General features: G+C 59.1%; 7 protein-coding genes and 1 pseudogene. 7 read left to right on the top strand and 1 reads right to left on the bottom strand.

The genetic code is table 11. The features are described 5' to 3' along the window. Positions 1 to 8: 8 nt before the first annotated feature. Positions 9 to 1,715, top strand: a pseudogene (locus tag C0V82_RS27985) (Hsp70 family protein); the annotation flags it as partial. Between the two features lie 1,232 nt (positions 1,716 to 2,947). Then, positions 2,948 to 4,645: a hypothetical protein gene (locus tag C0V82_RS27015; protein WP_158660068.1), complete on the top strand. Its 1,698-nt coding sequence runs from the start codon at positions 2,948 to 2,950 to the stop codon at positions 4,643 to 4,645. On the opposite strand, the gene C0V82_RS19845 is transcribed toward C0V82_RS27015, so the two are convergent. Continuing rightward, a complete protein-coding gene (locus C0V82_RS19845) occupies positions 4,642 to 5,595 on the bottom strand; it encodes a LysR family transcriptional regulator (protein WP_102114120.1) in 954 nt (317 codons plus the stop codon). The genes C0V82_RS27015 and C0V82_RS19845 overlap by 4 nt on opposite strands. A gap of 203 nt (positions 5,596 to 5,798) precedes the next feature. On the opposite strand from C0V82_RS19845, the gene C0V82_RS19840 reads away from it, so the two are divergent. From C0V82_RS19840 to C0V82_RS19820, 5 genes are all read left to right on the top strand, one after another. Further along, positions 5,799 to 7,166 carry an aldehyde dehydrogenase family protein gene (locus C0V82_RS19840; RefSeq protein ID WP_245924255.1) on the top strand — a complete coding sequence of 456 codons (1,368 nt, stop codon included), beginning with the start codon at positions 5,799 to 5,801 and terminating at the stop codon, positions 7,164 to 7,166. A 125-nt stretch (positions 7,167 to 7,291) separates the two neighbouring features. Beyond that, entirely contained in the window at positions 7,292 to 8,455 is a 1,164-nt protein-coding gene (locus tag C0V82_RS19835) for an alanine racemase (RefSeq protein ID WP_102114119.1), read from the top strand. Next, positions 8,455 to 8,856, top strand: a complete 402-nt coding sequence (locus tag C0V82_RS19830; RefSeq protein WP_102114118.1) for a RidA family protein — start codon at positions 8,455 to 8,457, stop codon at positions 8,854 to 8,856. Before C0V82_RS19835 ends, C0V82_RS19830 begins: the two co-directional genes overlap by 1 nt. 48 nt (positions 8,857 to 8,904) lie before the next feature. Next, positions 8,905 to 10,227, top strand: a complete 1,323-nt coding sequence (locus C0V82_RS19825; RefSeq protein ID WP_102114117.1) for an NAD(P)/FAD-dependent oxidoreductase — start codon at positions 8,905 to 8,907, stop codon at positions 10,225 to 10,227. A 39-nt stretch (positions 10,228 to 10,266) separates the two neighbouring features. After that, entirely contained in the window at positions 10,267 to 11,469 is a 1,203-nt protein-coding gene (locus tag C0V82_RS19820) for an acetyltransferase domain-containing protein (protein WP_245924254.1), read from the top strand. Positions 11,470 to 11,505 lie beyond the last annotated feature (36 nt).

Below are 11,505 nucleotides of genomic sequence, written 5' to 3'. Positions count from 1 at the left end.
CGGGAGCGATGTTGTTGATCTGTCCTGACTGCCATGACTGGGAGTTCCATCCACGCGACCGCTTCTGCGGCGGGTGTGGACGCTCCTACATCCAGGTGAAGGCTACTGTCGGCAATGCCCTGCATTACAAGGAACGCCCCATCGCGGCGGTGGCGGTAGAGTTGCGCAACACCGGTCGCATCCCCACCGGTGGTGGCAAGGTCAGGGTTGTCACCGAAGGAGGGCGCGAACTGTGGGCGGAGCAGCTTCCTTCCGACGCACTTGCCATGCAGGGCGATGTCTGGAAGGGCAGCTGGAAGCCTCGCGCGGGCACCAACCCAACCGTGGCCGAGTTACGCTTTCAACCCACCAATGCCGGTCAGGAGCTTGTGCTGGCCACACTGGGGTTTGGGTTGACCCGGGCGGTAGTGGGGTTGGAAGAAGACGGCATTGTTCTTGATATGCTGACTATCAGCAGTATGGAGGATATGTCGGTCAAGGTGCCGTTACGACTGCTCAAAGGACAGGTTGGGCGGCTGAGGGGCATCGTTCTGGTTGATGACAACCAGGGAGCCGGCACGACCATCCTGGCTGATGACCAGAACCAGGAGCCCCTGATTCTGCGGCCCAACCGATTGACTTATTTCGATTTGCCGCTAACGGCTGAATTATGGTCACGGATCATGGCTACGCCGGCGGGCGTGAATGTCACATTGCGAATATCACTTGATGAACAGGAACAGCCGACGCGCCTAAGTCTGCGTTTGTCCGTCAGAACAGTCGCTAGCATCGAGGTGAAGGTGCTGGAACGCTGGCGGCTGCAGGTGGATCGGCCTGGTTTGGCCTTCATCGGCGTTGCCAATGTCGGCGGGCAGTCGGGCCGCATTATGTCCCTGACGATGGCGCTGCGCGCGCCGGCGCCCCTTGGGGGGGCAGAAGTGACCGGTTGCCTGGAGTTTCGGGCCAACCTGCCTGAACAGGGTTTGGCACTTGTCGCTGGAGAGCGTCGGCATGTTGCCCTGACTTTGCCAGTACTGTCATCGACACCAGTGGAATATCAGGGAACGCTGACCGCAGTATTGGCCGATGGATTGCCACCTGTTCAGCAATTGGTTGTTGTGTCAGTGCGACCTGCACAAGTCCTTGACGGCAACGTCGCCATCGATTTCGGTACTACCGAGACGGCCATGGCCATCCGCCGTCGCGATGCCGGCCTTGAGCCCGCAATACTGCGGCTAGAAGAGGAAGGGGAGTTCTTGCCAACGGTCATCGCCTACACGGTGGATGCCAATGGCAGTCTGCGGACCCTGATCGGTCGGCAAGCCCGTATGCCTGAAGCGACCGCGGATCAGCGAACACTGATCATTGAGGGACTGAAATGGCGCCTGACGGAGGCCAGCGAGGTTGTGCGTCCGGACGGAACGGTTTGTCATATGCTGGAGGTGGCGGCCGATTATCTGCGCGCCGTTCGCCAAAGGGCGGAGGAACGGATAGAGATAGGGGCAGGGATTCGTGAGGTGTACATCACCGTTCCCTCCCGATTTAGCCCCTCTCAGGTCACCGCCCTTCTTGAGGCTTTCCGGTTGGCAGGGATGTCTGTTCGCATGCTGAGTATAAATCGGCAGCCGACACTGGTTTCCGAAAGCTGGCCACCTGCGTGCCTGGCTCTGCCCATACAAAGCCTGTCCGCACTGTCGAAGCGTGCCCTGCGCGACGATATTCCTTTGGCAGGCGTCAGCAAGGGGCGCTTCGGACTGGTGACCTTCGACATGGGCGGTGGCAGCACCGATGTATCGGCCTTCCTGGTGTCCATCGAAAATCTAGCCTCGATCAATAGCAGGGAGGTATTCACGGATGGCTCAAACGATATCTCCGGCAATATCATTTCTCGCCTGTTGACCCAGGCTTTGATGCCGTCGCTGCGTATGGCGATGATGCAGCGTGGAATCCTGGAGATCAACGTTCCCATCCATCCCCCATGGGACCCATCACCGGGAGGCTACATAGACCGGCTGGGGGGAGACAATGGTCGGAACTTGGCGAAGATGGTCTGGGCCCTGCAAGCCAATCCGGCATTGGCTGCACCCTTAGATCTCGACAATTTGGAATCGGAAGCGAACCAGCCGCTGATCGAACAGATGGCTGCGTCAGTGATCAGCAACACCCGCCTTCCCCCAGTAGAACTCCGCGACCGGTCGGGAAATTTGCACCAGTTCGCATGGGGCGAAGGGGGGGTAAGCCTGAACATTACCGCCTTCCTCCATAGTTTCGTGTCCGGTCCCGTTGCCGTGGCTCGGCGGCTTGTCCAGGACGCGGCCAATGCCTTGGCTGCCAACGGTGAGCGCGAAGCCAACTACATCATCATGACCGGTCGCGGTTCCATGTTTGCGCTTATGGGGCCATTGCTGGATGCCCAAGTGAAGCGCCTGTGGCAAACGGAGCAGCCGCGTTTCCGCATGGATGACGGAATGCTGAAGCCCATTACCAGTTTGGGTGCCCTGTTTCTGGCGCGTAGCCTGAACAATGCACCAGGCATCCGTTTCAGTTCCGGCTTGTCGACATGGTTTGGCTTTCAGGGCGACCTGGATCCTGATACCGGACATCCGCAATTCATTGTCTTGTGCCAGGGCTTGCCGAAGACGGTTGTGGTGGCTTCCTTGCCGTTGTCCTGGGACGATGAGTTCCGGTTGATCCTGGGCATCTCCATGTTTGAAAGCGGTGAACTGGCCGCCAGTAGCTTTCGACCGGATTTTGAGTTGGACATTGTGCTGGCTGATATTAGCGGGCCCCCGCGTTTCGTTCGCGTGGAGCCTTCGACGGGGCGCGATCTGACGATCAGCATCGTTCGCGCGAAGGATGCCCAGATGGCCGCGACAAGCGGGGGAATCTTGTTCAGCACCACACTTAGCTTGTTGCCTGCGGGCTACCAGCCCCCACCGGAAGGGGCGGCGCATGAGGGAAGAGGGCCATGAAGCTGACAGCATATGTCGACCTTGCGCAGATTGCCCGTCTGGCCGCAGCCAGTCTAGCCGTGGCGTGGGCGCTACTTGTCGCTAACCCTGTGCAGGCAGCTTCCGCTGAAGCGCTGGTGTATGGGCGTTACCTTGGGCCTAATGGAGAAACATCTTCCGTCTGTAAGAAAAGTTCAAGTACCTGGCCACCAGGAAAGTATACTATTCTTATGGCGCCTACGTTGCGAGATAAAATATATGGCCCCGTTGCGATCACACTTGAAGTGATACCAACTAACGATCCCAACAAAATGAAAAACCATCTTGGTAATGATGAAGTTTTTGATTCCGCATTTAATCAACCAATTCCTTTTGTTGATTTAAAAAATTACCTGTCTCCATGGTTGGGTACTAATGCAAGTTCTCGTGATTTATTGAATATTATCTGTGGGCTGGGCGGGGTTGAGAGATCGAATGATGAATCCAACCCGGAACTCTGGCGGATTGGCGCGCTGATATCTGGGGGCGGAGATGCTACTAGATACTTCAATATAATGCGGTACGGCCTCGGTGCACCACAAACTGTTCAGACGCCGAACGAGTTTGGGGATTGGTTAATCCATGGAGCGGAGCCGGTGTTCGGTATAGATCGCTCTGTCATTAAACAGAAACCTGAAATAAATAGTTTAATTGAAAAACTGTCAACTGATGTTAGGTCAATAACATTAAATGAAAAACCCAAAAAATTGGACGACAGCGAAAATTATAATTATTTAAAAAACAATAAAAACATGGAGAATTTAGAAAATAGTAATCAAAATGAAATTTCAAAAATTAACAAAGAAAACGATAATACGGCAATAATTTCAGCAATATTATTTTTTATAGTCGTGATATTCGCATCGGCATTATTTTACATAATCAATGGTCGCAGAACCAGTGAAGATAAGAACCAGAATATTAATCAGAATTTTTCTAAAAATAGCCAATCTATAATAAATTCTGAAACTTCAGAATCTATTTTGTCGGGAGAGAATATCTATAATAATGGGGAATTTAAAAACATGTGTAGGAGAGTAGAGGTTCTTGAGGAGAAGCTTCATGATCTCTATTTGAAGATTGAACCACTTCTGGTTCATATAGAGGAAGTTAATAACGCGCAGGGGGCCTTGCATGACCGGGTGGCCGTTTTGGAGAGTTCCAGCATGGACGTCACGGCGCTTTGGGCAGAAATTATAGAGAGGAAGCACCTCTCTGTGCCTGAAAAACTGCCAGAAAGCCGAGTGCCAACTGCATCCAGCACGACGGTACAGCGTACGAGTCGACAGCTGACGAGGCCAAATCTCCTGGAGGGAGACAAGAATCAGTTCGCAGAAATCGTGAATAAACTTGGCCTATCGCGAGAGGTTGGCTTGGCTCTTGAAAGTGTTACCGACGATAATGCCCTGCTTGATTGGCTGACCCGTCAGTTGCTGACAACCGGTCAAGCCTGGGATCGGTACGAACGAATTGGTGTTGAGATGAGACAACTTTCACGGCGATGGTTGCTTATCCTTCCCGAACTGGGCAGCATGATGGATGAGAATTTACACGAGCCTGTTCAATATCACGCGCAAGGTGGCCGTGCTCAACGCATTCTGGAAGTGGTGAGGCCCGGCTTGATAGGGCCAGATAAAGCCGTGAGATTGAAGGCCAAAGTAAATATCACACATTAAGTGCGCGTCATTTCCATAGTTGGTTCGCCGTCGGGAGTGTGCGGGGGGGGCAGCCAGGGAGGGGAGGCCAATGCCTCCCGAAGCAATTGAAGGAAGACGTTGGCGCGACTGCTGCGGCCCCGGCGGGCATGCACCAGGGCGACCACGTCGGCGGGGGGCAGGGACCATTGGGGGAGAACCCGGTGCAGCTTTTTCGTAGCAAGGTCCCTGGCCACGTCCCATTCGCTTCTCACGATGATGCCAGCCCCTGAAAGAGCCCAGTCACGAATGACCTCGCCATCATTGGTCGACATGGTTGGGTTTATCCGTACCGTCGCACCGCCCAGCGTCGGGTGCGTAAATCGCCACAGCGTGACATCTTCATTGTTTTCCCGCAGGGCCAGACAGCGGTGCAGTCCAAGATCCTCCGGCCTTTCAATCGGCGGGTGGTTCGCCAGATAGTCCGGTGCCGCACACAGCAAGCGGCGATTGGGGGCCAGGGTTGTCACCAGCCGGTCACTTTCCGGCAAGGTGCCGATATGGACCACGATATCCCAGCTTTCCGACATCTGCCGTATCGGGCTGTCCGATAATTCGAGTGTGACGGTGGCGGAAGGGTGCCGCTGTGCGAACACCCGCACGATGGGGGCGACATATCGCCGACCAAAGCCGTGGGGGGCCGCAATCCGCAAATGCCCCCGGACCTGCGTCGTTCGCCGGGCGAGGCGTTCGGAAAGATTATCCATCGCCTCGATGATTGCCCGCCCCTCCGACGCAAGCAACTCGCCCTCGTCGGTGAGGTTCAGTCCGCGCGAGGTGCGGTCGACCAGATTGACCCCGACGCGCAGTTCCAGGGCGCGCAGCCGCTGGGTCACCGCAGGTGCGGTGACATTCAACCGCCGCGCTGCCTCCGCCAAAGATGGGGAGGCGGCGATCATGGCGAAGAAGGTCAGATCCTCGGTGGAGATCATAAGCTCGACCTTAATTGAACATGAAGTGATAGTTAATTGTTGAGTTCATGTTTTTGCATGATCCTCTGGTTGACGCAATGCCTCCGGAACCAGTGTTTCCGTTCGCCGGCATTGGCATGAAAAGGTGGATTATGGCGTTTATGGTCTGCGATCAGCATTACATCGGGGGACGCTGGACGGCTTCGTCCAAAGCCGGGAATGCGATGCCGGTCATCAATCCGGCAACGCAGAAGGAGATCGGTCTGGTCACGTCCGGTCACGCCGATGACGTCGACCTTGCCGTCGCCGAAGCGCGTGCCGCCTTTCCCTTATTCTCCGTCAGTCCGGTGGCAGAGCGTGCGGCACTGCTAGGCAGCATCCTGGCGCTTATGGAGGAGCGGGCGGAGGAGCTGGCACAGGCGATCAGCACCGAAATGGGGGCGGCGATCAGCTTATCACGGGCCTCGCAGGTTCCGTTTGGCATCGCGCATGTGCGTGCCGCCATTGAGGTGCTGGGCACCTATGATTTCATCCGCCGGCAGGGAACGACGGCGATCATCAAGGAGGCCATTGGCGTCTGTGGACTGATCACGCCGTGGAACTGGCCCCTGTATCAGGTCACGGCCAAGGTGGCACCAGCCATTGCGGCGGGGTGCACGATCGTGCTGAAGCCCAGCGAGATGTCGCCGCTCAGCGCCGATCTGTTTGCCCGGATCATGCATGATGCCGGGACGCCGCCGGGCGTCTTCAACCTTGTCCATGGTACCGGACCACAGGTGGGTGCCCCGCTTGCCGCGCACCCGGATGTGGACATGATCTCCATCACGGGGTCGACCCGTGCCGGCATTCTGGTTGCACAGGCAGCAGCCCCCACAGTGAAGCGCGTTACCCAGGAGTTAGGCGGCAAGTCGCCCAATATCCTGTTGGATGATGCCGATTTCGAGCGTGTCGTGCCGTTGGGTGTGGCATCGGCCTTCCGCAATGTCGGACAGTCCTGCAGCGCCCCCACCCGCATGTTGGTTCCGGCCAGCCGGTTGGCGCAGGTTGAGAAACTGGCGGCGAAGGCCGCTGCTGCCATGACGGTGGGTGATCCAATGCAGGAGGGGACGGTGCTGGGCCCCGTCTCCACCCCGGCGCAGTTCGACAAGGTGCAGGCTATGATCGCCATCGGCCTGGCGGAAGGGGCAAAGCTTATCTGTGGCGGCGCGGGGCGACCGGAAGGGTTGGAGCAGGGCTTTTTCGTGCGGCCGACCATCTTCTCCCACGTGCGGTCGAACATGCGTATCGCACAGGAGGAGATATTCGGTCCGGTCCTCTGCCTGATCCCCTATGCCGACGAGGAAGAGGCGGTGAGTATCGCCAACGACACGGTCTACGGCCTGGGCGCGCATATCCAGTCCGCTGATCTGGAGCGTGCCCGGCGGGTCGCGTCGCGGATACGGGCCGGGCAGGTCCATATCAACCATCCGGCCTGGGATGCCCATGCCGCCTTCGGTGGCTACAAACAGTCCGGAAATGGCCGGGAATATGGGGTGTTCGGCATGGAGGAGTATCTGGAGACCAAGGCCGTACTGGGCTATTTCCCGCAATGAATGGCGGCATTAAGCCCAGCCTTATCCAATCATGCAGAAGTCGTTAATTGCGCTGCGTTGATCGCGCAAGCACCATTGAAATCACCCTATCTGCGAGGACCTATCCTGTGACGCACGCGGACATAATGACCAATCCTGACACGGCCGCGGCGACGGTGCGGTTGGCGGACCTTGAAACGCCTTGTCTGATCCTGGACGCCGACCGCATGGACCGCAACATTGCCCGCCTCCGGCGGCGGCTTGTATCCATGGGGGTTTCGCTGCGCCCGCATCTGAAGACCGCGAAGTCTGCCGATGTGGCGCGCCGGGTGATGACGAGCGCGGCAGGTCCTGCAACGGTCTCCACCTTGAAGGAGGCGGCATATTTCGCGGCAGCCGGCGTCAAGGACATGATCTACGCCGTCGGCATCGCGCCGGACAAGCTGGCGAAAGTGCAACGGCTTCGCCAGGACGGTGTCGATATTGCGGTCGTGCTGGACACTGTGGAACAGGCCGAAGCCGTGGCAGCGGCGTCACGGGCGGCGGGCCATGCCATTCCGGCATTGATTGAGATCGATTGCGACGGTCACCGGTCGGGCGTCCTTCCCAATGATGCCCATCGTCTGCTGACCATCGGGCGGGCGCTGGTGCAGGGCGGGGAGCTTCGCGGCGTGCTGACCCATGCCGGTGCCAGCTATGGTGCGCGCACCGAACAGGCCCTGGTCGATGCGGCATCACAGGAACGCTGCGCGGTGGTACAGGCGGCCCAGATACTGCGCGATGCCGGCCTGCCATGCCCGGTGGTGAGCCTGGGTTCCACGCCCACGGCCCATTTCGCCACCGATCTTTCCGGTGTTACGGAAGTGCGGGCCGGCGTGTTCGTCTTCTTCGATCTGGTGATGATGGGCATCGGTGTCTGCAAGGTCGATGATATCGCCCTGTCGGTCCTGGCCACCGTGATCGGGCATCAGCGGGAAAAGGGCTGGGTTCTTGTCGATGCCGGCTGGATGGCGATGTCGCAGGATCGCGGCACCTCCAAACAGCCGGTCAGCCAGGGCTATGGTCTGGTCTGTGACATCAGCGGCAAACCCTATGCCGATATCATTCTGGCCGATGCCAACCAGGAGCATGGGATCGTCACTGTCCGGCCCGGTTCCGGGGCGACCTTGCCCGATCTGAAGATCGGTGACCGCGTGCGTATCCTGCCCAACCATGCCTGCGCCACAGGGGCCCTGCATGCCGGCTACAAGGTTGTGCGCGGCACGTCGGATGTTGTCGAGGCCAGCTGGCCGCGTTTTGGAGGCTGGTAATGTCCGGTATTGAAACCATCCTGACCGATACCGCTCCAGCGCCTGCCGGCCATTATGTACAGGCGGTGCGAGCCGGCGATACACTCTATATCTCCGGACAATTGCCGATCCGGGCGGATCGCCAGCCGCTCCCCGATGCCAGCTTTGAGACGCAGGCCCGTCAGGCTGTGACCAACATGCTGGAAATCCTGAAGGCGGCGGGCGGAACGCCAGCGCAGCTGGCGCGCGTGACCGCCTATATCGTGGGCGTCGCCAACTGGCCGGAATTCAACCGCGTCTATGCGGAGATGCTACCCGATGCTCGCCCGGCGCGGACCGTGGTGCCGGTGCCCGAACTGCATTACGGATTTTTGGTGGAGGTTGACGCCGTCGCATATCTTCCCACGATTACAACGGCCTAATCGCATCTTCGCGTCGGTAACACAAACCCACCTCATCGAGGTTTCACAATGTTTCCCGCTGTTCGATCCGTTGCCAGTGACGAAACCCTGCCCCAGTCCGTCGATGTCGTGGTGATCGGCGGCGGCATTGTCGGCACTGCGTCGGCCTATTATCTGGCCAAGCGCGGCCTGTCCGTGGCCTTGCTGGAGAAGGGCCATGTCGCCTGTGAGCAGTCGAGCCGGACCTGGGGATGGTGCCGACAGCAGAACCGCGACCCGCGTGAAATGCCACTGTCGCTTCTGTCCATGTCGCTATGGGACGGGTTGGCGGCTGAAATCGGTCAGGATCTGGGCTTCCGGCGCACGGGTCTGGTCTATGCGACCGACGATGCCGCCATGCTGGCCGGATGGGAGGCCTGGGGGCCGACGGCGCGGGCGTTCGGTGTTGAAACCTACATGCTGACCGGGGCGCAGGCCGCACAGCGCATTCCCGAAACCCGCCGCAAATGGGTGGGCGGTTTGCACTCCGTCGCGGATGGGAAAGCCGAACCCGCCTGGGCAGCGCCGGCCCTGGCCGAAGGGGCGCGCGTGCGCGGCGCTACCATCCATCAGAACTGTGCCGTGCGCGGCCTGGACATCACCAACGGCCGTGTGACGGGCGTGCATACTGAACAGGGCAGCATCCGGGCGGATGCAGTCCTGTGTGCTGCCGGGGCCTGGGCCTCCACCTTCCTGGCCCGCCATGGCGTAGTGTTTCCCCAGGCCAGCGTGCGGCAAACGGCGTTGCGCACGAAGCCGACCCACGATGTCGGCGACGTCGTTTATTGCCCTGATCTGGCCATGACGCGGCGCCTGGATGGCAGTTACACCCTGGCGATCAGCGGGCGGGCGACGCTGGAACTGACGGCGCAGGGCATGCGGTTCGCGCGTGAATTCCTGCCGCAATTCATCAAGCGCCTGAAGGCCGTGCAGATCGGGGTTGGCAAATCCCTGTTCGCCGGGCCGGAATCCCTTCCATCCTGGCTGGGCAGCGATGACCGGATGTTCGAACGTCAGCGCGTGCTGGACCCGGCCCCCAACCGTCGGCTGGTTGAGGCCATCATGGACAATGTGAAGGGCACCTTTCCCGAACTGGCCGGGATTGAGATCGATCATGTCTGGGGTGCCTATGTTGATTGCACGCCGGACGCCGTGCCGGTTGCGTCCGGCATCGATGCGGTCGGAGGCCTGTTCCTGGCGGCCGGCTGTTCGGGGCATGGGTTCGGCCTTGGACCGGGCATCGGCTACCTGATGGCAGAACTGATCAGCAATGAAACACCATCCGTCGACCCGACGCATTTCAACCTGTCGCGGCTGGTTGACGGGTCGACCATCAAAGTCGGCTCGCTTTAGGACTTTCCTCAACAAATGGACAATTCCAGGGGGCACAACATGGGCACGATCGCTATGGCCGCTTCCGGACGACAGCCACTCGGCGTGACTGGAGCTGTTGTTAAATCGGCGGGGTCACGTCTGCGCAGCATTGATGCGCTGCGTGGCTTTGTCATGGTTGTGATGCTGCTGGACCATGTCCGGGAGACGTGGTTCCTGCATGTCGACATTACTGATCCGGTGGATGCAAGGACCATCATGCCGGCCCTGTTCTTCGCCCGGCTGGCCGCCAGCCTGTGCGCGCCGATCTTTGTGGCGCTGACGGGTCTGGGCGTCTTTCTCTATGCACGCAACCACACGGCCCAGGAAACGACCTCGTACCTGCTGAAGCGCGGCCTGCTGCTGATGGCGATTGAAGTGTTCTTCCTGTCGCCACTTTACTGGGGCATTGCGCAGCCGACACTATGGCTGCAGGTTATCTGGTGCATCGGGGTGTGCATGATCGTGCTGGCCGGTCTGTTCCGACTGCCGCTTGTCACGCTGATCGTGCTGGGGCTGGTGATCGTCGCGGGCCATAATCTGCTTGATCCCATCCGTCTTTCCCCGGATGCGCCGCTTCATTGGCTCTGGGCCCTGCTACATCAGCGCGACCTTCTTGTCCTGCCATTCGGGCTTGTGGCCAAGACCAGCTATCCTGTGCTGGCCTGGATCGGTGTGATCCTGCTTGGTTTCGGGATCGGGCCCTGGTTCCTGCCACATGTGTCGGCCCAGGTGCGTCAGCGCCGGCTGTTGCTGCTGGGTGTGGGCATGATCGCCCTGTTCGTTGGCCTGCGGTCGCTCAACATCTATGGCGACAAGCCGTGGTTTGTCGTTGATGGTGATCCGGCCCGGACGATGATGAGCTTCATGTCGCTCACCAAGTACCCGCCATCGCTGGATTTCCTGCTGTTTACCCTGGGCGTCGGATCGGTGCTCCTGGCCTTTTTTGAGCGTATCCGCGATGCCGGTGTCACCAGCGCGCTGTCGGTGTTCGGTGGTGCCCCGATGTTCTTCTACATCTTCCACCTAGCCATGCTGCGCGTGCTGTACCACACGGCCCTGGCCATCTGGGGACCAAACCATGGGATTTTGTTCGGGTTTGATAATTATGGCTGGGTGTTCGCCTGGTATCTGGGGCTGATCATCCCGTTCTACATTCCGACGGCCTGGTTCTCGCGGTTGAAGGCGCGGCGCAAGGATATCGCCTGGCTTAAATATTTCTGACCGGTCGCGTTTTCCCTGGGACGGCAAGCGGGGCCG

Source organism: Niveispirillum cyanobacteriorum (assembly GCF_002868735.1).
Taxonomy (GTDB): domain Bacteria; phylum Pseudomonadota; class Alphaproteobacteria; order Azospirillales; family Azospirillaceae; genus Niveispirillum; species Niveispirillum cyanobacteriorum.
The sequence above is the reverse complement of the archived record's forward strand: the minus strand, read 5'-3'. Positions and strand labels throughout refer to the sequence as shown.

Coding starts and splice junctions, on each gene's coding strand:
- C0V82_RS19840 (WP_245924255.1), top strand. CDS start 5,799: ATGCCGGTCATCAATCCGGCAACGCAGAAGGAGATCGGTCTGGTCACG.
- C0V82_RS19835 (WP_102114119.1), top strand. CDS start 7,292: ATGACCAATCCTGACACGGCCGCGGCGACGGTGCGGTTGGCGGACCTT.
- C0V82_RS19830 (WP_102114118.1), top strand. CDS start 8,455: ATGTCCGGTATTGAAACCATCCTGACCGATACCGCTCCAGCGCCTGCC.
- C0V82_RS19845 (WP_102114120.1), bottom strand. CDS start 5,595: ATGATCTCCACCGAGGATCTGACCTTCTTCGCCATGATCGCCGCCTCC.
- C0V82_RS19825 (WP_102114117.1), top strand. CDS start 8,905: ATGTTTCCCGCTGTTCGATCCGTTGCCAGTGACGAAACCCTGCCCCAG.
- C0V82_RS19820 (WP_245924254.1), top strand. CDS start 10,267: ATGGGCACGATCGCTATGGCCGCTTCCGGACGACAGCCACTCGGCGTG.
- C0V82_RS27015 (WP_158660068.1), top strand. CDS start 2,948: ATGAAGCTGACAGCATATGTCGACCTTGCGCAGATTGCCCGTCTGGCC.